Source organism: Paraflavisolibacter caeni, from assembly GCF_025628885.1.
Classification (GTDB): domain Bacteria; phylum Bacteroidota; class Bacteroidia; order Chitinophagales; family Chitinophagaceae; genus Flavisolibacter; species Flavisolibacter caeni.
The window spans coordinates 624,042-648,684 of record NZ_JAOTIF010000001.1 but is presented as its reverse complement, the minus strand read 5'-3'; the positions used below and the strand labels follow the sequence as shown (position 1 = coordinate 648,684).

The 24,643-nt window shown below is 41.2% G+C and carries 13 protein-coding genes; 5 read left to right on the top strand and 8 right to left on the bottom strand.

Annotation, left to right across the window (positions count from 1 at the left end):
* Positions 1–36: 36 nt before the first annotated feature.
* On the bottom strand, positions 37–948 hold the full coding sequence (locus tag OCK74_RS02665; protein ID WP_279295439.1) for a S66 peptidase family protein: 912 nt from the start codon (positions 946–948) through the stop codon (positions 37–39).
* The gene (locus tag OCK74_RS02660; protein WP_279295438.1) at positions 948–1,988 is read right to left on the bottom strand and encodes a S66 peptidase family protein; all 1,041 of its coding nucleotides are present in this window, start codon (positions 1,986–1,988) and stop codon (positions 948–950) included. The genes OCK74_RS02665 and OCK74_RS02660 overlap by 1 nt, the downstream gene beginning before the upstream one ends.
* 92 nt (positions 1,989–2,080) lie before the next feature.
* Between OCK74_RS02660 and metG the strand changes: the two genes are divergently transcribed.
* The 5 genes from metG (at position 2,081) to OCK74_RS02635 (ending at position 10,288) form a co-directional block, all read left to right on the top strand.
* Positions 2,081–4,318 (top strand): methionine--tRNA ligase, encoded by a 2,238-nt coding sequence (gene metG, locus OCK74_RS02655; RefSeq protein WP_279295437.1) that lies wholly within the window; start codon positions 2,081–2,083, stop codon positions 4,316–4,318.
* Between the two features lie 146 nt (positions 4,319–4,464).
* Positions 4,465–4,977 (top strand): DUF6799 domain-containing protein, encoded by a 513-nt coding sequence (locus tag OCK74_RS02650; protein ID WP_279295436.1) that lies wholly within the window; start codon positions 4,465–4,467, stop codon positions 4,975–4,977.
* A 224-nt stretch (positions 4,978–5,201) separates the two neighbouring features.
* A complete protein-coding gene (locus tag OCK74_RS02645) occupies positions 5,202–9,197 on the top strand; it encodes an AsmA family protein (protein ID WP_279295435.1) in 3,996 nt (1,331 codons plus the stop codon).
* A gap of 90 nt (positions 9,198–9,287) precedes the next feature.
* Complete coding sequence (locus OCK74_RS02640; RefSeq protein ID WP_279295434.1) at positions 9,288–9,728, top strand: OB-fold protein; 441 nt, start codon at positions 9,288–9,290, stop codon at positions 9,726–9,728.
* 5 nt (positions 9,729–9,733) lie between these two features.
* On the top strand, positions 9,734–10,288 hold the full coding sequence (locus tag OCK74_RS02635) for a YceI family protein (protein WP_279295433.1): 555 nt from the start codon (positions 9,734–9,736) through the stop codon (positions 10,286–10,288).
* 89 nt (positions 10,289–10,377) lie between these two features.
* On the opposite strand, the gene OCK74_RS02630 is transcribed toward OCK74_RS02635, so the two are convergent.
* The 6 genes from OCK74_RS02630 to OCK74_RS02605 all read right to left on the bottom strand — a co-directional run bounded on the left by OCK74_RS02630 (position 10,378) and on the right by OCK74_RS02605 (position 24,544).
* Positions 10,378–11,841, bottom strand: a complete 1,464-nt coding sequence (locus tag OCK74_RS02630) for a pectate lyase family protein (protein WP_279295432.1) — start codon at positions 11,839–11,841, stop codon at positions 10,378–10,380.
* Positions 11,842–11,919: 78 nt separating this feature from the next.
* Complete coding sequence (locus OCK74_RS02625) at positions 11,920–13,491, bottom strand: DUF5123 domain-containing protein (RefSeq protein WP_279295431.1); 1,572 nt, start codon at positions 13,489–13,491, stop codon at positions 11,920–11,922.
* Positions 13,492–13,532: 41 nt separating this feature from the next.
* Positions 13,533–15,356 (bottom strand): RagB/SusD family nutrient uptake outer membrane protein, encoded by a 1,824-nt coding sequence (locus tag OCK74_RS02620; RefSeq protein ID WP_279295430.1) that lies wholly within the window; start codon positions 15,354–15,356, stop codon positions 13,533–13,535.
* A gap of 34 nt (positions 15,357–15,390) precedes the next feature.
* Entirely contained in the window at positions 15,391–18,621 is a 3,231-nt protein-coding gene (locus tag OCK74_RS02615; RefSeq protein ID WP_279295429.1) for a SusC/RagA family TonB-linked outer membrane protein, read from the bottom strand.
* A gap of 416 nt (positions 18,622–19,037) precedes the next feature.
* A complete protein-coding gene (locus tag OCK74_RS02610; RefSeq protein ID WP_279295428.1) occupies positions 19,038–20,945 on the bottom strand; it encodes a RagB/SusD family nutrient uptake outer membrane protein in 1,908 nt (635 codons plus the stop codon).
* Positions 20,946–20,983: 38 nt separating this feature from the next.
* Positions 20,984–24,544, bottom strand: a complete 3,561-nt coding sequence (locus OCK74_RS02605) for a TonB-dependent receptor (RefSeq protein WP_279295427.1) — start codon at positions 24,542–24,544, stop codon at positions 20,984–20,986.
* Between the last annotated feature and the right edge of the window lie 99 nt (positions 24,545–24,643).

The window sequence follows — 24,643 nt, the reverse complement described above, 5'->3', positions numbered from 1 at the left end:
CTCGAAGACACTCAAAGCATTGGTCCACGTGGTCCGTTACTGCTTCTCTGCTAATTGAACATTTTCGCCTTTGATTTGTAATTTATACTCCACACCCACTTTCAAGGCAAAATTCTCTTCTCCATGGCTCACGGGAAAACCAAAACAAATAGGGTAATCGAATTCTTTCACCTGATCGTATATTAATTCATAAGCATTTTTGCCGAAAGGCCTCTCCGTATCTTTACTATCAGTAAAACCTCCAATGATCAGTCCTGCCAGGTTTTTCAACTTTCCACTACGTTTTAATTGCAGCAGCATCCGGTCAATGTTATAGAGATACTCACCTACATCTTCTAAAAAAAGTATCCTGTTCTTTGTTTTATAATCTGAAGGGGTTCCTATTAAATGAGCCAATAAAGCAAGGTTTCCCCCAACAAGTACACCCTCTGCATCTCCTGTATGATTCAACTGGTGGGGCTGACATTCATATACCGCAGGCTTGCCCTCCATGGCATCTTTCAGGGATTGTATATACAGACCGTTGAATCCTTCGCCATTAAAGGCCGCGGCCATTGGCGAATGCAGCGAGGCAATTTTGAAGCAGGAATAAAGGTGGCAATGGAAAACAGTAATATCACTAAAGCCAATCAGCCATTTAGGATGTTTCTGAAACTTCTTAAAATTAAGATCATCTATAATCCGGCTAACGCCATAGCCACCACGGGCGCACAAAATGGCCTGCACATTTTTATCATCCAACATTTCCTGCACATCCTGCAAACGCTCTTCGTCTGTTCCCGAAAAATAATTATCAGATGAACTTTGAGTAGTATTACCCAACTTAACCTGGTAGCCCCAGTTTTGAAGTGTCTCAATACAGGTTTGCATTTTTTCAAAGTGCATAAAACCCGCAGGTGCAACAATCCCTATCGTGTCGCCTTTCTGTAAATAAGGAGGAATGATCATTATTTAATTTCTATTAATGTTGTTTCGTCTGATGTTACTTTCAATCGATGTTTCACCCCGCACTTCAATGCGAAATTGGCTCTCTGGTGGCCAACAGGAAAATCAAAGCAAACAGGATATGTATAATTTTTCACTTTACTCAATATAATCTCTTGCAAAGACCTTCCAAACTCCTCTCCCTCATCGTCCGGCTTTATGTTGAAACCACCAACGATCAACCCCTTTAACGTCTTTAGCTTACCTGTACGCTGCAGGTTCCAGAACATCCGGTCAATACTATACAGGTACTCACCAGTATCTTCCACAAATAGGATCTTTCCAGCCGTATTGATATCGGAAACCGTTCCGGACAGGGTCTCCAGCACTTTCAGGTTTCCCCCAACCAGGGTCCCTTCTGCTATCCCGGCTCTGTTACAACTATTAGGAAGGGCAGTATATGCCATTTGCTTCCCACTCAAAGCCTCTTGAATAGACTGTATCGTCTGCACCTGTATAGGCTCCGAAATGGCAAGGTCGTCAGGAAAACTATTACACATCTTTGAGTGAATCGTCGCAATCCCGCAGTTCCGCTGAATATGACTATGCAAAACCGTTACGTCGCTAAAACCGATGATCCACTTTGGCCTCAACTTGAACCGGGCCCAGTCCAACTGGTCTACTATTCGAACAACTCCATATCCCCCCCTGGCACACATAATAGCCTTAATAGAAGGATCATCCAGCATCTGCTGGAAGTCGGCAGCCCTTTCTTCATCAGTGCCTCCAAAGGAGAAATCCTGTTTTCCAATGGTATTACCAATTTTTACTTTATATCCCCAGCTTTCCATAATAGAAATGGCTGGGCCCAGTCTTTCTATGGTAATATGCCCTGCCGGTGCAGTAATGCCCAGGGTATCACCTGGCTTTAAATAAGGTGGAATTGCAGATATATCAGTTTTTATAGATAAATGAAGTGAAGCAGCGGCTTTGGCTTCCCGGATTGGGAAAACAAGAGCAGAGGAAAAGGCACTAAGGGCGGATAGAAAGCGCTTCCGGTTCATAATTAAAGATCACAATTTATTACTTGTTCATTCAAATAAAATCATTTAAAAAAAGCTTTCCGGTACTTTTGCGCAGATTGAAAGAATTGAAAATGACTACAGAAAATACAGCATCACAAGAAACTCCTGCTGCAGCTGGGGGTAAATTACCCAAAAGGTATCTGGTCACTTCTGCCCTACCTTATGCCAACGGCTTGAAGCACATAGGGCACCTGGCCGGGGCTTACATTCCTGCAGATATTTATGTACGCTACCTGAGAGCACAAAAAAGAGATGTGGTTTACGTGTGTGGAAGCGATGAACACGGTACGGCTATTCCTATCCAGGCCATGAAAGAGGGTACAACTTCCCAGCAGATCATCGATAAATACCACGCAATCATCAAGCAGAACTTTGAAGACCTGTCTATTTCATTCGATATTTACGACCGCACAAGCAATCCTATCCACCACGAAACTGCTCAGGAATATTTTACTTACCTGAACGACCGTGGCGAACTGGAAGTAAAAGAAAGCGAACAATACTACGACGAAGAAGCGCAAACCTTCCTGGCCGACCGCTATATCAAAGGAACCTGTCCTAATTGCGGCTTTGAAGGAGCATTTGGCGACCAGTGCGAAAGATGTGGCACTTCTCTAAGTCCGGACGAACTGATCAATCCGGTAAGCACATTAAGTGGCAAGCCTCCGGTTAAGAAAACCACCAAGCATTGGTACCTTCCTTTGAACAGACATGAAGAATGGTTACGTACCTGGATTTTGCAGGAACATGCTAATGACTGGAAGACAAACGTGATCGGTCAATGTAAAAGCTGGATAGACAATGGCCTGCTCCCCCGCGCTGTGACCCGCGACCTTGATTGGGGCATCAAAGTTCCCCTTCCTGATGCAGAAGGCAAAGTGCTCTATGTATGGTTCGACGCACCAATCGGATACATTAGCGCCACCAAACAATGGGCAAAGAATACCGGCAAGGACTGGGAGCCTTATTGGATGGATAAAGACACAAAGCTGGTGCATTTTATTGGGAAAGACAACATCGTGTTCCATTGCATCATCTTCCCTGTCATGCAAAAGCTGCACGGTTTCCTGGTACCGGACAATGTACCTGCAAACGAGTTCATGAACCTGGAAGGTGACAAAATGAGTACCAGCCGTGGCTGGAAGCTTGAAATGCAGGATTACATTGACGACTTCATCAAAAAAGAAAACGGCGGCCCTCAATTGGCGGACGCACTCAGGTATTACCTGACAACCATTCTGCCTGAAAATAAGGACAGCGAGTTTACATGGAAAGGATTCCAGGACGCCGTAAACAGCGAACTGGTTGCCATCTTCGGTAACTTTATTAACCGCACTTTTGTGCTGATGCACAAGTTGTGTCATGGCAAAGTGCCTAAGTTCCATAATGATCTTATTGACGAACAGGATAAAGGACTCATCGCAGAGATCAGCCTGACAAAAGCCAAAGAGGAAGACTTGCTGGAACAATACAAATTCCGCGATGCCCTGTTTGAGGTGATAGACCTGGCTCGTAAAGGCAACAAGTACATGCAGGACAAAGAGCCCTGGATCAAAGCAAGGCAGGTAGGTGAAGACGGAAACGTAACAGAAACAGCCCAGGCACAGATAGACAATTGCCTGCACATTTGTCTACAATTGAGTGCGAATCTCTCTATCCTCATCAACCCATTCTTACCCAACACAGCAAAGAAAATGTGCCACATGATGAAAGTGGTAGATAAAATGCTTGAATGGGGAAATGCAGGATCCATGAAATTATTGAGCGTAGGTTATTCCCTCCGCGCACCGGAATTATTATTCAGAAAAATTGAAGACGCAGAAGTGAAAACACAGATCGACAAATTACAAGAGGCAGTTAAAGCCAGGGAAGTTGCCGCTTCCCAGGTAGCCACCAATGAACAACCGGCAACAAACAATGAGCAAAAGGAAGGAACTCAAACCAATCCGGATCAAAGTGCCTCAGTAGAGGCCGCGGCCAAAGCCGAAATCATTTACGATGACTTTGCCAAGCTTGACCTCCGCGTAGGTACTATACGCTCAGCTGAAAAAGTAGCCAAAGCTGATAAACTCTTAAAACTTGAAGTGGATATGGGCTTTGAGAAAAGAACCATCGTTTCCGGTATCGCACTTCACTTTGCACCGGATGAGATCATCAACAAGCAGGTAGTAGTAGTTGCCAATCTTGCCCCTCGTAAAATGCGCGGCATTGAAAGCCAGGGCATGATACTGATGGCAGAAGACCAGAATGGCAAATTACATTTTGTGAGCCCAGAAACGGCAATCAACCCCGGCGCTACAGTGAGTTAACAGCATCACAAATACATCAAACAATTAAGCCGCTTCCCAGCGGCTTAATTGTTTATAGAGCCCCCGGTATCTCAGCTATTGTAATCTCTGGCACGAAAATTTAATAAGCCATCGAGTTAAAGACACATTAAATAAAGCCCTACATTATGAAAAAGATCTTTGCAATGGCATGTGCAGTGTTATCACTGACTGCATGCAAGAACAAAACAGGTACATCTACTGTTAATACAACAGATACCGTAACGACCACGACAGTTGACACCAGCACCGCCGCTACAACAGTAGATACAACAATGACAACAACCACTACCTCAACTGCATATACTCCGGGAGAAGGAGATGTCATTTATCGTGAAAAAAAGGTGATGGTTTACAAAAACGGGCAATGGGTAGTGACGGAAGAAAATGTAAAAATGGATAATGGTGTTGTAGTACACAAAAATGGAATTGTAATGAAAGATGGTAAAGAAGTGAAACTGGAAGACGGTGAAGTAGTGAACAAAAGTGGTAATATCTTCGACAAGACCGGTCACGCCATTGAGCATGCTTGGGATGCTACTAAAGAAGGTGTGGAAGATGCCGGTAAAGCAGTAAAGAAAACAGCTCAAAAAGTTGGAGAAAAAGTTGAGCATGCAGTTAAGGATGATAAGAAAGAATAATTACCATTGTTTATGTAATATCCCTGCCTGTAATATAGAATACTCGCAGGGATATTCTTTTATGCATCCAGCAGTCCTTTATCAACTCCATATTTTCCCGCCTGCAGTCAAATATTATTACCCACTACTTCATTACCCACTCATCCTATTAATCCCATCTTTTCAAAATAAAGCATTAATTTAAGCGCCTGAACTGTAACCATCCGACAACCTATTTGCACAATATGTCCGCTTCAAGGCGTAATATACTACCGAGACCAGTCATAATAATAGGCGTAGTACTGTTGATAGCTCTCGTTAGCCTCCAACTCTGGTTCAGTTATAACGCCTCAGGTTTCCTGGAGAACATTGTCAGTCAAAGGTCGCATGGCAAACTGAAACTAAAAGTAAAAGGCTTAAGGTTCAACATTTTTAGCAACTATGTAGAAGTGAAACAAGGCACACTTGTGACAGGCAATGCGCTTTCGAGTCCTGCTACTTATAATATAAAGCTCAGCAAACTGTCATTGCATGTAAGCTCATTCTGGCCTTTATTGTTCCAACGCGCTTTAATGCTCGATTCTGTTAAGATTTACGACCCTATTGTTGATGTAAACCGCTGGCGGGAAGATACAGCATCCATCTTCAACAAAAGCGATTTTTCCTTACCTAACGAATTAGGAAGAATGTACAACTCCCTTCTCGATGGACTGGAAGCTTTTGGCATCAAGAAGATCGTTGTAGAAAGAGGCCGATTCCGGTTCAACAATAAAATGGACCCGGACAGCCGGCCGGTAGTTCTTTCCAATATATACTTTAACCTTGTACGCCTGGCAGACGGCTCCATCCAACGGGATGCCTATATTCAGGATAAGCAAAGTGTAGAATTGCGCACTTACAACCAGGACATAGTACTACCAGGAGGAAGACACCGTCTTTCATTTAGCAATTTCCGTCTGGAACTTTTTCAAAAGCGGATTGAACTCGATAGCTGTACACTCACGGCACAGTCAACCGGCGCTTCTAAAAGCAGTTTTAATATCTTCTTCAATAAACTGCTTCTCGTTGGTGTGGACTTTAATGCTATGTACCGAAACAATCTGATTCGAGCCGATTCTGTTTACTGTATAGAACCGATGATCCATCTTGTATTTAATCGTTCTGATAGCTCACAGGCACAAGTGGTACAAACCAAATCCAAACCCGACCCCGAAAAAATACTACGCGATCTTACCGGCGATCTTGACCTTGCATTTGTAGGCGTGAAAGACGCAGGTATAAGAGTGGATATCCATGGATTAAAGAGCCGCTCACTTTACAATTCCCGTAAAGATGACTTTGCCATGCACCATCTGCGTATTAGTCCGGATTCTTCAATTCCTGTTAAAGTAGATCAATTTGACCTACTGGTAAGGGATTACAGATTGTACAACCAGGATAGTTCAACTGCCATTGGTTTCGATAGTGTGCATTTTAGTAACAATAAAATAGTATTGAGCAATTTTTCTGTTGTCACCACTCCTTCCAGGTTTGGCCCATCTAATTTTAGAAATTTCAAAATTCCACATTTCGAGCTGGTTGGACTCGATTGGTACGAACTCATATTCGAAGAAAACCTTTTTGCCAATGAAGCAACACTGTATAATCCTATTATTAACTATAAGGGAGCTCCACGCAATCCATCGAGAAAAAAGGCAAACTTGTTTCAAATACTAAGAAGCACGGATGCATTGCTTACACTTGACAGAATCAATGTTGTGAATGGCCAGTTGAATGTACAACTAGCATCTGGCACATCTATTCATTTGCAAAATGCAGAACTTGGCTTGCATAGCAATAAACTGCTGGCATCTAAAAACAATGAAGGCGTAAAAAGTGCCATTGACAATCTGTCTTTTAAAACCGGCATTATCCATCTAAAAAACCTGACTGCCAGGCTGGATAATGTACAATACACAGGTAATAAACTGGCCACCGCCCAAAGCCTGATCATCAATAATAAAGATAAAAGCGTTTATGCTACTGCTCAAAATGTCAGAATGAACAACCTGCTGCTGGATGAAAGTGCACAATCTGTTATTGTTGACGGATTGCAGTGGCAAAGCGCATCTATCAATTTATCAAATGCAGGCACCATTGAAAATGACTCTCATGGCAAGACCAATGTTTCTTTTCATAATATTTCCGGACACAATACACAAATCCAGCTCTCAAACAAGTCAGCAAACCTTTCTACCTATCTTCAGTCTATCAGCGCCGCTTCATTCGCCCTGGCGGGAAATCATCCTCCCAAAATTGAAGGACTCGTTATCAATGGAGATCAGCTTTCTTTTGCCAACGGCCCCATGACCATAAAAGCAGGTGACTTTTACATTGCTGATGGCGTACAATCTTATATTTCGGACCTTAAGCTCGATAAGTTTGAAAACAGGGACAGTTTTAAGGTGCGTTTACCTAAAGCAGCATTTTTATTGAACGTCAATTCTGTGCTTCACAACAATATTCAATTAGATAAAATACAGCTGCAAAGCCCTGATATTAGTATGAGCAAATGGCAGCCAATAAAACCTAAGGAGCATACTGGTAATATCAGATTACACATAGGAGCATTAACAGCCACAAGCCCTTCTATAAAAATTGTTGTCCATAGAAACGACTCTTCAAGCTTCATCAATCTGCCCAGGTCGAAAGATGGCCGGATATTGATCAATAAATTGACGATGAATCAGGATGGCACCACTATAGGAAAGCTTTCGCTGGAAAGTGAAGCTGCTACCTTTACTAAAACCAATGGCGAAACGCTTGGGGTTGAGAAGGGAAATATAAATGTTGAATTATCTGATATCCATTTATCGAATGGAGGAGCAAAACCCAGTTGGAATACCTTGCTCACCAGGTTATACCTTTCAAATCCCAATAGCTTTACAACACGCAGTGGAGGCCGCTTTTCTTTTGAAAAGGCTTCTGTTGGCAATTTTCAGCTGTCTTCCGAAACCATTACCGACTTTAATAAACTTGCGCGCTTAAACTTTACAGCATGGGTACGCACCACTACCGGTCAATACGTTGATAGCAATACAACGATCAAATGGTTTAATGCAGGTTACAATGCCGATGAAAAAGTAATGACACTCGATTCGTTTGTTTACCTACCCACCCTCTCCAGGGATTCATTGATTGCAGCCACCCCTTACCAAACTGATTACAAGACGCTTCATACCGGCCCTGTTCAATTTACTGGTTTCGACCTGGAACGGTATAATAAAGACAGTATTTTCATAGCCAATACCATCACCATTTATCGTCCGCTGATCTCGGTTTACCGCGACAAACGCCATCCTTTCCTGGGTGGCCAGGTTAAACCTTTGCCGGCTGAAACGATGAAGCAAATAAAACTGCCAATATCTATAGGCAAAATTAATCTGATCAATGGATTGCTCACGTATACCGAACTGAATCGGAAAACAAGAAAAGAAGGAACTATTGCATTAACAAACCTGGATGCGTCCCTGGGCAATATTACCAACCGGAACCTGCAACTGGGCGACTCCTTGTCTTTGAGCCTGGATGCCATGCTTTTGGACTCTGCCCAACTCCGTTTGCGGGTAAAAGAATCCTATACAGATTCACTGAACGGCTTCTTAATGACATTGCGTATGAGGCCCGCCTCTTCACTCACATTCTTAAACCCTGTATTGGTACCACTCTCCAATATCAAAATAACTTCTGGCGTCATTGATTCTTTGCACTTAAGAGCTATAGGCAGTGAATATGTTTCCTTAGGCGAAATGAACATGTTTTACCACGACCTGAAGATCAGGCTAATGAAAGGCGGTGACGAAACAAGGTCTACATTTATCCGCAAAATTCTTTCCGGATTGGCCAACACCTTTGTCATTAAAAAGGATAACAATGGACAAAGCAGCATCGTATATTTCGAAAGGCGCCGCGACCGTTCATTTTTCAATTACATCGTAAAAATGACCTTTAGCGGGATGGCATCAAGCGTTGGTATAAAAAACAACAAAAAATATATGCGCCGGTACCAAAAAGTTCTGCAAGAAGGAAACCTCCCCCCCATCAGGTTCGAAGATGCGCTGGAAAAAACACTGGAAAGCAAGAACGGTGGACAGGATAAGGGTATTAAACTTGGATTTAAGAACAGTAAAAATGAAAAAAATGATAGAATCGAAAGAAATGAAAAAAGTGAGAAGGAAAAGAACAGGTTGCTCCAACCTTGAGACAACCAAGAGCTCCAATTTCACGTTTCTCATATAACTGCACTCCATTAGCCATCTGGTATTACCTATTTTACATTTTAAATTTAAATTATGAAACGGATCGTTCTCATTTTACTGGTAATTATTATACTTGCAGTAGGCTGGTATGCCTATAGAGCTTATACAGGAAAAGTAAAGTCTCTGACAGAAGTAAAAACAGACGTAAAGATCAATGCAAAAGAATTGATTGCAGCATTTGAAAAAGATTCAGCTGCTGCTAACAAACAATATTTGGGAAAGGTGATGGAAGTAACTGGCAATGTAAAATCAGTTGAAAAAGAAGAGGGATCTGCCACTGTTTCCTTGGGTGAAAGTGGAGCAATGTCTTCTGTCAGGTGTAGCATGGATACAACTTATGTACAAGAGGCAGCGAATATACAGGAAGGAAATTCAATAACTGTTAAAGGTGCCTGCACCGGCTTTATGTCCGAAGAACTCTTAGGCTCAGATGTAATCCTTAACCGTTGCATCGTCGTAACGGGCAAAAAATAAATAAAATGAGAAACAAATTGTTTTTGGCAATCAGCTTTATCTTAATGACAGTTTTTGCTCAGGCACAGGATAAATTTTTCACCAAAAGCGGGAAAATCAACTTTTACTCAGTTGCCCCCCTGGAAGACATTGAAGCCAAACACAAATCGGCCGTAGCAGTTCTCGATACTAAAAACGGGACGCTACAGTTTTCTGCCTTAATAAAAGGCTTTGAATTTGAAAACGAAGAAATGCAGCAGCATTTCAACGAAGACTATATGGAAAGCGACAAATTTCCAAAGTCCGAATTCAAGGGACAGGTCGTCAACAATGCAGCCGTAAATTATCAAAAGCCAGGTACCTATCCTATACAGGTGAAAGGCGCACTAACGATCCGTGGTGTTACCAAGGAAGTACAAACGCCCGGCACAATTAAAGTAGACGGCGATGGAGTAAAGGCTGCTGCCACCTTCAATGTTCAGGTTGCAGATTATAACATTAAGATCCCTTCTCTTGTAAAAGATAAAGTTGCAAAAACTGTTAAAATAACCGTCGATACTAAACTGGATCCTCTGAACTAATCAATACTTCTTCAGAGGACTTAAATTAAAAAAGGTTGAAGGTATTACAATGATACTTCAACCTTTTTTAATTTAAGTTTATTGATCATTTATTTCCCTTTTGAGGTCAAGCTGTTGATATACACTTCCACATTTGTATAAAATTGATGTAGCTTATTTCCACTGGCATCTGTCGCATCATTTGCATTCAAGCCATTCTTCTGTTCCCATTCATCAGGCATACCATCAGCATCACTATCTTTTGGAGCAGGCAAAGATTGCAACACTGGCCAGGCTTTCGAAGATATACTATAATCAGTACCATGAGGAAAACCTCCTTGCACATCAATAAAACGACCTGTCCTGTTCCGAACATCTTTGATGATCCTTTGATCTAAAGTATCCCTGCGATAGGAAGCTCCGGCACTCTTCAAAACAGCCTCATAAGCTCCCTGAGGGCTTTGCATAGTTATAGCGACTGAAGAAAAAGGCGTATTCACTTTTGCTTGATCAGCATCTGCCTTGGTTCCATCTTCCATAATAACTCCCAACCAGTTATTGGTAGTAACTTCTGGTGCACCATCAATATAATTACCAGCAAGGAAAAACTTCCCAAATGGAATCTTTGGCTCTTTCTTATAAGGATTGACTACTCTGTTCTTTACCTTTTCATTGGTAGAAGGGCCATACTTGTAATAATTGTTCACAATGTTGTAATTACCACCTTCACCAGCATACACATTATTAACACCCCAATCATAGATTACATTGTTCCTGAAATCAGCATTTTCTATAGGACTGTTCCTGATACCATCAAAGCGTGGTGTCCTGCTGTTACAGTGAGCAAATAGGTTGTGATGGAGGGATGCATGCTTGCCGCCCCATATGCCACCGTAGCCATGATGCTCGAAATCAGTATCCCCTGTTTCAAAATGATAGGAATAGTTCAGAGGCTCAGATAATAAGTTCCATTGCAAAGTGGTACTGTCTCCTGCATAAACAGAACAAACTTCATCTGTACTCCAACTCATTGTGCAGTGGTCAATGATGATCTTATTGCGTCTGGTACCACCGAAAGCATCATCACCTCCAGCTCCATCGATCTTGCCCTTATTCTGATACCTGTCACCCATACGAAACCGCATATAGCGAACAATGATGTTATCACCACCCAATTGCACTGGGTAATCAGCAAGGCAAATACCATCACCAGGAGCCGTCTGCCCTGCTATGGTAATATCAGATTTGATAGACAATGGCCACTCAAGGTGAATAGTTCCTGAAACGGCAAAAACAACAATTCGAGGTCCCTTTGCCAAAACAGCATTACGAAAGCTGCCTGGACCGTCATCATTTAGATTTGTAACGACCATCACTTTACCACCCCGTCCCCCGGAAGTATATTTTCCCCAGCCTTCAGCGCCAGGAAAAGCAAGGGCTTGACCATTGGTAACATTCACCTGCTGATTGGCATCAAATTGTTTGCTTGAAACCACTTGCGCTTTCCTGGTTTGTGCACAAGCCTGCAGCAACAATGCAGCAGAAAAAATAGAAAGAATGAATTTATTGAGCATGTCTAAAAATAAATAGGTTGAAACAATTAAGGCTGCAAATAATGCAGCCTTAACCTTAATTAACTATCAAAAAAAATATTATCTCCATCTTGGATCACCAGCAGTTGCCTTACCTGCAAAGGTATTGTCCTTGATTTTAAAGTCGCCGGTAGCCGGACCTTGCCACAACTCAGTATAAGATTTAGTATAAGCAATTAAGTTTGGCAAATCATTAGATGTAAATACAACATCAGTTGTCTTATAGCTTCCACTTACATCAATATTTGTAGATGCACCAAATCTAGCCCCTCTAAATGCTGTTACAGGTGGAGTTGCGGTAGTTCCTTTACCAATTCCAAATATGCAGCCTGCAATCTTAATTCCGCCGCTGACATTATTGGTACCAGAAGTGCTGTAATCTATAAAATAGTTTCCACCCAATGGTGCTTCATTTATAGTACAATTTTCAACAGTTACCGTGGTTGAATTTTGTTTGCTGGTAATTACTTTTTCAGTCTTAAAAATAGTACTGTTCTTGATTGTGATGTTTTCGATCTTGCTTAAAGCCACATCTACATTCACTACACCATAGTTACCTACGCTATCAATTACGCAATCATTAATGGTGAAATTGGTGATGTTAACTGCAGCTGTCTGCAAACGCACCATCCCTCTGAATACTCTTGCTACACAAGATTCAAAGCTGAGCCTGCCTACATTTGCAGCAGCGTTGGCATTCACTACATATTTACCAGTATAATCACTACCTACCAGTTTCACATTCTTAAAGTCTATATAATCAATGTTACTTCCAGCTACCAGGTTAAAGTTACCTGTGAAATAAATAGTTGCAGGTTCTGTTACCAATAGATCTGAACCACTCAGAATAGTCACTGATTTATCAAGACTCAAACCCGTAGCAATATTGTAAGTATAACCTCTTTTCAAGATAACCGTGCTGCCATTTGGTATCAGTGGCAATGTATCGGCCAATACGGAAGGCCTGTCAGCTATACTCCTTAAATCAACCAAAGTACCAGATAATGGAGCTTTAGTAGTATAGTTGTCCCAACCACGAACAGTTGTACCGCTATATAAATACACAATGTATTGGGAAGAACCAGCTAATCCATTGATGATTTTATATTTATTAGAAACATCTGTACTTGTTAATGTTACTTCCTTAACCAGTGAACTGTCAGATCCTTTCAGCACTTTTATTGATGTAACAGTTGCACCACTGTTTGTCCAGCTCACTTTGATTGCCTCATCACTTACATCATTCACAGTAGGTGTTGCCAGGATAGTTGGGAACTTAGGTGTCTTAATACCTCCCAAATTGGAGTATTTAGAATTTTTCACGGTATCCTGAGCATTGGCCTTCACCTGTACTTGGTACAACTGGTTCCATTTCAAATCCTGAAAAACCGCATAGCTCGTATCAATGTTTATGGTTGCATCAATTGTACGGAAAGTATCACGGCTGATTTGAACAGTGTAAGAAGACGCACCGGTGATCTTCTGCCATGAAGCAGATACCCAGTTAGCTTCTGATACTAAACCTTCTTTTGCCACAGGCCTGAAAAGTCTTGTCGCCTCTGGTAAATCTTCTTTTTGGCAAGAGGCCAGGGCCATAAGCACAGCCCCAAACCCCAGAATTAAATTTCTCATCGTTATATAGTTAATTCTCACTAAGATGTTTTTTAAATTGATTAATAACCGTATTGCCCGGCATTTGTAACCGAACCAAGGCTGCTTGTAACTACAGAAGAGTGAACAGGCAGGATGTATCGTACAGGAACACTACCGGTATTATCAGCATATCCTCTCCACTGTCTTAAAACATAGTCCGCAGGTGCATTCGTTGTCGTATTGCGCATTGAAACCAACCAACTTACCTTGTAATAGCCATCCGGGTTATCACCTTTATTAGGCACATCTATTACTGGAACGTTCGTTGCTTTTGTGAACTTGTTCAACCAGGTAACAGAACCATCAGCGTTCTTCTTATAGTACATATAATCGGGGAGATTTGCATAAGTACCAGTTCCAGCAACAGCATCTTCTCCCATTTTAGTAAGTGCATTCCTGGTCTCAGCTACTTTTTTACCAAAAAGGTTCCAACGCTCTAAATCGTATTTACGGATACATTCGCCACCAAATTCCCATGCACGTTCGTTAACAATCGCATCAAAAAATGCGTCTTTGCTGCCTGATAAAGAAGCTACATAGCTATCCACCTTTTCAGCCCAGGCAGATTGAGAAAAGGCGCGTTGACGTACCTTTTTCAGGGCGTCCTGAGCAGCAGCTGTTGGGCCATTCAGTTCATTTTCTGATTCCGCCAACATGAGCAACACATCTGCATAACGCATCAGGGGCCAATTGATACCAGTACCTTTTGCTGAAGCAGAACCTAATGCTACAGGCACCATCATCCTGTTCCATTTACCAGGAGCAATTGAAGTTGCTCCGGTAGGAGTTTGTTTCAGGTCTTTATCATAATATATAATTGAGCAGGTTACATCCAACCGTTTGTCCAATGTATCAAATGAATGATAATAGGTTGGAGGGAAACCCAAGTAGTTTGAGCCAGAGCCATAAGGGTGCGTACCAGCATCCACTCTTATACCATTACACCAGGCTACATCTCCAAAACCAGGTTGAAAAGCCACTTCATAAAGTATATCAGAATTAACAGGCTTGATGTATTTATTTTCATTCATAAATACAGTCTTATAATCGCCAAGATCGCGAGGCTTCAAACTAACCAGCTTCTTAGCATAGGTATTCGCGACCTCATAGTATTTACGATAGTCATCCTTTCTGCGCATTTGCATGTCAGGATACAGCCAGTAACCACCACGCATCAAAGAAAGACGTGAGATCATTCCAATTACAAATTCCCTGTTGATGCGCTCAATACCATAATCCAATTGGTCAGCCCAATACATTTCAGGTTCAATTGCTATCAGATCATCAATCAATGTAGAGAGGATCGAATCCCGGCCTGCTCTTGGCAAATAGAAGTTATCACCAGCCCTTGTTGGGGTCGTTTTAAACGGAACGTCTCCCCAATGATTCATCAGCAGGTAATACCAATATGCACGCAGCGTGAGGGCTTCGCCTTTTAACTGCTTCATCTCTTTATTATCCTTGATAGCGCTTTTATCAATGCCTTCGACACATTCATTGGCCAGGTTAATAGCCTTGTACGCATTATTCCACACTGTACGTAAATCGGCATTGGCATCAGTTGCCTCAAACGACCAAATATCACGGCGGGAGTTATCCGGAGAAGCACCTACACCTCCACCTTCAATGTCGGTATTTCCGGTAAAGATGTTAGAAACACGGGAAGTAAATGCATCCTGGTTAAACAGTGCATATACGCTCAGCACAGCCTTCTTGGCATCTGTTTCATTCCCAAATACATAGTCTGAAGTAAATTCAGATTCAGAAGTTGTATCCAGGTACTTTTTGCACGAAGCAAAAAGCAGGGAACCTATTGTTAGACTAAAAAATATGATTCGTTTCATCTTAAATGAATTGTTTGTTGAAATTGATTTTCGCTTAGAAAGTAACGTTTAAACCAAAAGTGTATGTCCTGGACTTAGGATAAGCAGAATAGTCAACACCAGGTGTCAACTGGGAATAAGAACTGCTTCTTGTTGCGCTCACCTCAGGATCAAAACCACTGTATTTAGTGAACAACAATGCATTATAAACAGTTGCATAAGCCCTGAGTTTAGACAATCTAACTTTTGAGATCACGCTCTTTGGTAATGAATAACCAAAAGTCACGTTGTTCAGGCGAATGAAAGAACCATCCTCTATAGCCCAAGAGTGTACTACAGGAGAAGCTGTACCCATTGAAAATGGAGTCCAGATCTTCGCATTCTTATTCAATTCTGCCAATTCCGCGAGGTCTGTTACCAGATTACCGTTTGCATCAATGTACTTATAACGATCGTTATAATTCATTGTGTTCAGCATGTTACCATAGGTAGTTCTGTACAGCATGTTAAAGGAGATCTTGCCTGTATTGTAAATATCATTGCCATACACCCAGTTGAAGAACAAACCTGCATCAAATCCTTTATAAGTACCACTCAGGTTGAAACCACCCTGAGCTTTAGGCAATGCATTACCAATCACGGTACGATCTTTATCTGCAGTGATCAAGCCATCTCCATTCAGGTCCTTTAACTTCAGCAAACCAGGTCTTACACTCAAACCACCCATTAAAGAACCTACATTGGCAACTTTATCGTTTAAAACATAAGTCTTTGTTGCCGCATTATAAGAAGTGAAGTCATCTGAAGTATACATTCCATCAGTAACAAAACCATAAATCAAACCAACTGATTTACCAACTTCTAACATGTAGTCATCTGAAGACTTCAAATCCGTACCTGCCCAACCAGATTGATACCATTTTTGGTTCACTCCATCCAGCTGGTCAATCCTTGAACGGTTCATACCTGCGTTGAAAGAAGCAGTGATTTGAAGGTCTTTTTTATTGACCAATATACCATTCAGTGCCAATTCAATACCTCTGTTTGAGGTTTGACCAATATTTGTCAATTGAGAAGAATAGCCTGTATAATCAGGAATGGTTTGTTGAACCAACAGATCCTTAGTAGTATTCCAGTAAAGATCTAAAGAACCACTGATACGGTTTTTGAACAGGCTGAAGTCAGCACCAGTGTTCCGGGTAATGGTAGTTTCCCATTTAATATTGGGATTCGGAAGAGTACTACTAGCTGGTGTCCAGTAAGTATTGGAAATATCACCCCAACCATATGTTCTATTGTCGGATGGTGTCCATATTTGTCTCCAGGCGTTATTAGGAATGCGGTTATTACCAGCCGTTCCATAGCTAACCCTGAATTTAAGATCGTTGATAAATTCAACGTCTTGCAGGAAATTCTCTTTAGATGCACGCCAGGCCAAAGCTGCAGCAGGGAATAAACCCAGGCGGTTGCCCGGAGCAAATTTGCTGGAGGCATCACCACGGTTGGTAAGCGTCAACAGGTATTTATCTTTATAAGTATAGTTGATACGGCCAAACACAGAGAACATATTTTCACCTTCGTAAACAGAAGTGGAATGTCTGTCCTGTGTACCTAATGCCATATTAGCAAACAACACTTCGGGTGTCAGGTTCACGGCAAAATATTTAGCCCTGTTGAACTCTGAAAATCCTTCACCGCCTAAAACTTCCTGTCCAACCATCACATTGAAGTCATGATCGCTTCCAAGGTTGAAAAGATAAGTGAGGGTATTGGCCCAACGGTATTTTGTTCCGTTAGAGTTGGTAATTTCACCTAGAGGCAGGTTACCACCTACGTTCTTAGATTCACCGGTTAATGGACCATAATAACGTTTGTTCTGGCCGAAGCTCAGATCATAACCAAACTCAGAACGGTAAGAAAGATTCTTAATGATTGACCAGCTTGCGGCAGCATTCATATTCAACACTTTATCATTCCTTCTTCGGTAATCTTGTGCTGCAAGATCAATTGGATTAATAATGCTTTTCAGAAACTGCTCATATTCATCATCACCTGAACCTGCGGCAATTTCGTCCATCTTGATGGCATCAGCCAAACCATTGACAGGACGGGTTGTGATACCATCACCAATCCTGACACTTGAGCTACCAGAAGTACCGGCCCCATCTACAACAGTATTGGAAAAACGCGCCCCCAAATCCAACTTCAAAGCATCTGAAACAGCATGGTTTAATTTAAAGTTCAGGTAAGTTCTTTGATAGGCCGACCCTGGCATCAAACCTTGATCCTTGTTATTTGCAAGACTGAAGCTCAATTTTGTTTTGTCAGTTCCACCTGTAACACTCAGATTATGTTGCTGGGAAACTACAGGTTTGCCGAACAATTTATCTTGCCAGTCAGTTCCTTTCTGACTTTTATACAATTCAAGGTCTTCATATACACCAAAGTATTTAGTGAAGTTATCCAGGTCTGATTGACTTCTCACTTTTGCATATTCATACTGTGCCAGAGTGAATTCATATGGAGAAAGTACATCTAACTTTTTAGGAAGCGTTCTTAATTGGGTAAATCCATTATAAGATATAGAAGTTTTACCTCCTTTTGCGCTCTTAGTAGTAATGATAACAACACCGTTTGCACCCTTTGCACCATAGATCGCAGCAGTAGCTGCGTCTTTTAAGATGTCTATGCTGGCAATGTCATTAGGAGAGATATCATTCATACTACTTACCTGGAAACCATCCACAATGTATAGTGGGGAATTGTCCTGAGTAACAGAGCCGCCACCCCGAACACGAATAACGATTTCTGCACCCGGAGCACCATCAGTAGTAGTAACTGAAACACCAGGCATTCTACCGGTAATGGCTTCAGCCGCACTGGAAACCGGCACTTTTTCCAATTGCGCAGCATTCATTGAAGATACTGTTCCAGTCAGATTCTTTCTTTTTGTGGTACCGTAACCAATTACAACCACCTCGTCCATAGATGAGGCCTGTTCTTTCAATACAACCGTAACATTTGCTTTCCCATTAACTGCCACCTCTTGTGTAGCATTCCCTACATAAGAAAACACAAGGGTCACATTCAGGTCAGGCACCTTAATACTGTAATGGCCTTTTTCGTCAGTCGTTGTCGCTGTAGTTGTTCCTTTTACTTTGACAGTTGCACCGGCTAGCGCTTCACCGTTTTGCTTCATTACATCACCGGACACAGTTACATTCTGAGCCCAGGTAGTTACAAAAGCAAACAGTAAAAGCAGCAGGTACGAAATTTTCATTTTCATATTCTAAGCTTTAGTGTTTAAAAAGTTTATATTGATATACATAGAATTCCCTTTACCGGAATGGCATCTCATGGTCGCTGGGGTAAAAAATCGAGAAGTTTGGGAAGAGGTTGTAATGTAGAAGACAATGCGACAGGCATCGTTTGCAATGCATGTTTCTGGTGAGATATGCATGTTACAACCGTTTTACTAACACATCATGCTAACCAGATGAAGCACCTGGGCTTAGAAAAAATCGTGTAGTCAATGTTTTGCCACAAGCAATCAAATTCATAGTTGCGTTCAGTTTGAATTAATAATGATCATTCCTGCTAATGAACCACCTGGCTTCATTAAAGCTTTAATCATTAAAGACGCAACAAGATCAAAATAGGGGTACTGCCGTTGAATATTTTTTTTAAACTTACATATGGAGCTTAATAACCAGCATTCTGACTGAGGTTGGGATTTACGTCACGTTGGGTTTGAGGGATAGGCAAAAGCTCACTTTTACCTGGTGTAAAACCCATGGCAAAGGCGCTCGCAAATCTTTGATGACTGCTTCCTCCCAACCACCAGTTTACCCTTGTTTGTCCTGCAGGAGCACTAATAGCAGGACTAGGTTTGTAAAATGAGTTTAAGAAGGGGTTGAAATCATCTACATTAGACCGCATCGGCTTGTCGACAAAATATAGATAAGAAGGCAATTGAGAGGCATCTTTAGCATATGCAGGGCCATCTTCCATATAAGTAAAAGGTGTAAATGCAGGGCGGGAAGAAGTTGTAGTTGTAGCCCACGTATTAAGCCTGGCCCTGGTTTCTGTAATAGCAGTTGCCAAAAGGTTCCAACGGATCAAATCATATTTCCTGATACCCTCACCACCAAACTCTAACATTCTTTCCTTTACTAAATATTTAAAGAAAGCTTCTTTTCCGGAAGTGGGGATCACTGGGGGTGTCTCTTTATATGTTCCACCATGTCCCCTTAAATTTACTTTCCGTACTGCTTCAATGGCAGCAGTTGTCGGCCCATTATTCAATTCATTTTCAGTCTCAGCAAACCATAACAAAACATCAGCGAATCGGATAAGCGGCCAGCTTAACTGCATATTTTGTAAACTATTGTTCGTTGCAGGCCTGTTTGATGTGGTAGAATTACCGGCACTGAACACATAACTGGGGTTGGTTACCCATTCTTTTCTGAATTTACCATCATTGATGGCATTGATGGAATGGCCGGTTTTAATGGTATCAAAGGTGATTTCGTACGGCACGCAAGTGACATCTCTCCTGACATCTGTTGAATCAAACATATAAAAATAGGTGGGCAAAATATTTAAGTTGCCTCCTCCTACTCCATTCACTCTGGTACCAGTCTGAATCCCCAATTTACTATCTGCATTGCTCCCATATGCCATAGAGGCCACCATCATAAATTCACCTGCCGGATCATTGGTATTGTGCGCAAGCAAATAGTCTTTAAAGATGCTTTTATAAGATGACAATAATGAATGTTGATCGGGATGTGCTAAAATTTCTGCACACTCATCATGAGCAATTTTATAAAAATCCAGATAATTAGAAGGACGGATCAATGCCCCTCCTGTAACCGGTAAAGAATACCCGCCCCTGGTTAAAGCTATTTTTGCTCGCAGTGCTTTCGCAGTACCTTTTGTAAACCTTTCATCTACAGCATCTCCGATAGAGGTCACTTCTGTTCTCCAGGGTAATAAGGTTTGCGCCAGCGCCAGATCAGACAATAGTTGGTCATAAATGCTGTCACGACTAGTACGGGATTTAAACAAATCGGTCTCAAATTGTGAAGGTTGCCATTGTACAGGTATATCGCCAAAATTGCGGCAAAGCTCATATAAGTACTGGGCTCTTAACACCAATGCTTCACCATGCATTCGCTTCAATTGAGCTTGTTGCAAAGGGCTTCCACTTTTGTACAACTCCATTTTTGGTATATTGTAAATACACAGATTAGCCCTTTCAACACCCTGATACAATTGGTTGAATGGGTTCGTAATCTGAAGATTTCCAGGAATACCCAGGTACTTTGCCAAAAGCTGGCCTTCATCATTTGTCTGTGTATTGGTACCCTTTTGTATTTCGTCTGTGTCATATGGCCAATAACCGCTTAGGCGGATGCCATAACCAAAATCCCCTGCCATGGGACCATACGCGCCAAGCAACGCTTTCCTGGCATTGGGCATATTGTCAAAAACATAAGTAGCATCAAAAGAGGAAACGGCTTCCGGAGAAAGAAATTTTTTACACGATGCAAAATGGCTACAAATCAAAATGAGAAGGACTGTTTTGATCAAAAGTTTTTTGTTCATCGTTTGCATAACACTAATAAATTATAGATAAAGCTTATTTAAAAAGTTAAATTAACGCCAGAGACAAAGGTCCGTGCCCTGGGATAAGCAGAGTAGTCAACCCCCATTGTTGTGGGATCATTTCTTCGTGCATTTACATCCGGGTCGAAACCGGTGTATTGGGTAAACAACATGGGATTATTCGCTGTAATATAAAACCTTAAACGATTGAGCTTCAACCTATTCAACAAAGCTTTTGGCAGACTATACCCAAGTGTTACATTGTTGACACGTAAATAAGAACCATCTTCTACAGCAAACTTTTGAGGATTGAAACTTACAGTTCCGGTTGATGGAAACCAGATTTTTGCATGGGCATTTGTTTCAGCTAATAGCTTGGGATCAATACCAACTACTGCATTGTTCACAACAGCCTGAATCAATTGACCATTGGCATCAATCATTTTCCACCGGTCTTTCATTATGGAAAGTAGGTTAATATCGTTGCCTACCGCATTACTGTATTCCAGCTTGTTAGCATTGAAAATATCATTTCCATAAGAAAAGTTCAGAAAAAGACTCAGATCGAAATTCTTGTAGGAGAAGTTTTGTGTGAATCCTCCAAAAAAGTCGGGTTGTGCATGACCAATAATAGTACGGTCATTGTCCAAATCGATCACGCCATCACCATTAATATCCTTGAATTTTGGCGATCCTGGCTGAACACGGTCACTTAACACCTTGCTGTGATCAGCTATACCGGCTTTCAATGTATATTCATATTGGAATTGCGAGTACGACGTGTTGGAATAAGGCTTTACATCAAAATCATCAACTGTAAAAAAACCATCATTGACCAGGCCGTACATCAAACCAGTTTCCTTCCCCACTTGCAAAATATAATCAGCAGGAAAGTTAGCGGTGCTGAACCAGCCAGAGTTCCGCAATAATTGCTGATTATTGCCTAAGGATACAACCTTGTTTTTATTAAATGCGATGTTAAAATCCAAGTTCCAGCTGAAATCGCCTTTGCGGACAATTTGAGAGGATAGTTGCAATTCGATACCCTTGTTTTGAGTGGTACCAATATTTTGAAACTGATTTGTGTATCCACTGGAGGTTGGTATAGCATTATATAATAAGAGATCCTCAGATTTGTTGGAATATGCATCTACAGAGATATTGAACTTGTTATGTAGCAAACTGGCATCTATACCAATATTTTGAGAAATGATCTTTTCCCACTTTAACCGCTCGTTTCCCAGATTATTAGGAATAAAGGTGCTGTTCAAAATATTATTCAAACCATAACCACCATTGAAAGAGGAAACATATGTAGTTCTATAAGCAAAAGGATCAATACGGTTGTTGCCTGAAGTTCCATAAGAAAGCCTTAATTTAAGGTCATTAACGAAAGGCATATTACTAAAGAACCGCTCATTCCCCAGACGCCACGCAAAAGAAACAGAGGGAAAATAACCCCACATATTGGAGGGAGAAAAAATGGAAGTGCCATCTGCGCGTATCGTAAATTTCAGCAGATATCTTTTATCATAATTATAATCTATTGTTGAGAAAAAAGATGCACCCCTATATGGCTCTTCGCTGGAAACAGGATTGGGCTGAATTAAAGTTCCTGAAGATGTTGCTGCTAATTGAAGATTATTGAATGCTTCGTCAGCAGAAATACCAACAGGAAACCAGCGAATTTCCTGTGCGAAGCTGTTTTCAACACTCTGCTGCGTTTCTTGTCCCAAAAGAATGGTCAGCGCATGTTTACTATTAAAAAGCTGGGGATTTGAATAGGTAAATACATTCGAATTAGTAAATGATTTCCGGCTGGTATTGCCTAGATAAACAAGAGGCTGCTTCTGGTTAGTTTTTGAAGCGAGCGTGATCGTATCATCAAAAAACTTATAATTACTCAAAGTGACGTCATAACCTAAGGTTGTCCTGAACTGTAAATTCTTTACAAGCTTGTACTGTAAATAACCACTCATGAAATAAACATTCGTATACCTTCTTCTGACTTCAGCAGCAGAAAGCAGCAGTGGATTAATGATATTGAGCCCATTTCCAGCATTGCTGATATCTAAGTTCGGGTCATAGAAATCCTCCGGATGGTCTTCGAGAAGCAAAGGGCGGTATCGAATATAATTTCGCAACCTGTTAGAACCTGCGCCCCCTTCATTAGAAGTGCCGGCACCGTTTATCCTCTGATAAGTGTACCGGAAATTGAACCCAGCTCTAAGTTTACTATTGGCCTTATGGTCAAATTTAAAATTTGCTGATCTACGCTCTAAATCAGAGTTAAGTAAAATACCATCCTGGTGATTGCCGGTCAGGCTCAGATTGTAAGTATTTTTATGATCGCCTCTCGAAATACTGATATTATTCGAATGTTGCAAAGCATCTCTACCCATTGTTTTTTCCTGCCAATCGTAACCAGTTATCTTGCCGTAATAGTTTTTAATGGAACCAAAATTGCCCATATTACCGGTATAGCGGCTGATTACAGAAGTATCATTTCTCCATAAAGCTCTCTCCCACTGATATAAAACAAATTCGTAAGGATCCATCATATCCAGCTTTGATGCCAATTGCTGTACGCCAACAGAACCATTATAGGAAACCTGGATTTTACCGTTGGTGTTCTTTCCGCCTTTTGTTGTAATTACCAAAACGCCATTCGCTCCCCTGGCACCATATATTGCGGTTGAAGCTGCGTCTTTCAAAGCATATACCGATTCTATATCTTGCGGATTCAAAACATCCAGTGCATGCTCAACAGGCATGCCATCTACGATGTATAATGGGCTGCCATCACCCGTAATGGAATTCCGGCCCCTGATATTTATAGTAGCTTCAGCACCGGGAGCTCCATCCGAAAGACTAATCTGCACGCCTGCCAGTCTGCCCTGCAAAACGCTAACCAAAGAGTTTAAAGGGTTATCCTTCAATTCCTTAGCTTGAACGCTGGATACAGAAGCCATTAAATCTCTGGGACGGACGACTTCATAACCTATGACTACTACATCTTCAATCTTGCTTTCAGCATCCTGAAGCTTTATGGTAAGATTGTTTTTATGTCCAATTACAACTTCTTTCGACTCTTTATGCACATAAGAAATGATTAATATAGATGTAGTATCTGAAACAGTAATGGTGAAACTGCCATTTTCATTAGCTACTGTTGCATTTTTTGTACCCTTTTCAATAATAGTAGCAGCCGCTAGCGGTTCTCCTTTAACATTGACTACTTTTCCTGAAATTTTTATGGGAGATAATAGGTTCGTATCACTTACGGGAGCAACAGGCTTATCGATGATCGCTTCTTTTACAACGATTGTCTTATCAACTATAGCGTAAGTTAAAGGTAGTTTTGAAAAACAAAGTGTTAGAGCCTGTTCTAATGATGCATTTTCAATTGAGACGGTTACTTTATCGTATTTTTTCAGAAGACCATCAGCATAAAAAAATGAGTAACCAGTTTGGTTTGTTATTTGTTTGAAAACTTTTTCAAGTTTACTATTCTTTTCTCGTAAACTCACTCCTTGAGCAGACAACCTCGCTCCCCCAAAAGAAAATAATATGGCAACCAGAAACACTATTACTCTCATTAGATCCCAATTACCTAAATTTTAGAAGAGAAGATTGATAAACGATTCTTATATGAACAGTCAAAAGCAATCTTTGGCATAAATTCAAAATTCTAAGTT

What these genes read in the sequence shown, in the direction of transcription:
- OCK74_RS02665 (WP_279295439.1), bottom strand. Translation starts at nt 948, where the DNA reads ATGATCATTCCTCCTTATTTACAGAAAGGCGACACGATAGGGATTGTT.
- OCK74_RS02660 (WP_279295438.1), bottom strand. Translation starts at nt 1,988, where the DNA reads ATGAACCGGAAGCGCTTTCTATCCGCCCTTAGTGCCTTTTCCTCTGCT.
- metG (WP_279295437.1), top strand. Translation starts at nt 2,081, where the DNA reads ATGACTACAGAAAATACAGCATCACAAGAAACTCCTGCTGCAGCTGGG.
- OCK74_RS02650 (WP_279295436.1), top strand. Translation starts at nt 4,465, where the DNA reads ATGAAAAAGATCTTTGCAATGGCATGTGCAGTGTTATCACTGACTGCA.
- OCK74_RS02645 (WP_279295435.1), top strand. Translation starts at nt 5,202, where the DNA reads ATGTCCGCTTCAAGGCGTAATATACTACCGAGACCAGTCATAATAATA.
- OCK74_RS02640 (WP_279295434.1), top strand. Translation starts at nt 9,288, where the DNA reads ATGAAACGGATCGTTCTCATTTTACTGGTAATTATTATACTTGCAGTA.
- OCK74_RS02635 (WP_279295433.1), top strand. Translation starts at nt 9,734, where the DNA reads ATGAGAAACAAATTGTTTTTGGCAATCAGCTTTATCTTAATGACAGTT.
- OCK74_RS02630 (WP_279295432.1), bottom strand. Translation starts at nt 11,841, where the DNA reads ATGCTCAATAAATTCATTCTTTCTATTTTTTCTGCTGCATTGTTGCTG.
- OCK74_RS02625 (WP_279295431.1), bottom strand. Translation starts at nt 13,491, where the DNA reads ATGAGAAATTTAATTCTGGGGTTTGGGGCTGTGCTTATGGCCCTGGCC.
- OCK74_RS02620 (WP_279295430.1), bottom strand. Translation starts at nt 15,356, where the DNA reads ATGAAACGAATCATATTTTTTAGTCTAACAATAGGTTCCCTGCTTTTT.
- OCK74_RS02615 (WP_279295429.1), bottom strand. Translation starts at nt 18,621, where the DNA reads ATGAAAATGAAAATTTCGTACCTGCTGCTTTTACTGTTTGCTTTTGTA.
- OCK74_RS02610 (WP_279295428.1), bottom strand. Translation starts at nt 20,945, where the DNA reads ATGAACAAAAAACTTTTGATCAAAACAGTCCTTCTCATTTTGATTTGT.
- OCK74_RS02605 (WP_279295427.1), bottom strand. Translation starts at nt 24,544, where the DNA reads ATGAGAGTAATAGTGTTTCTGGTTGCCATATTATTTTCTTTTGGGGGA.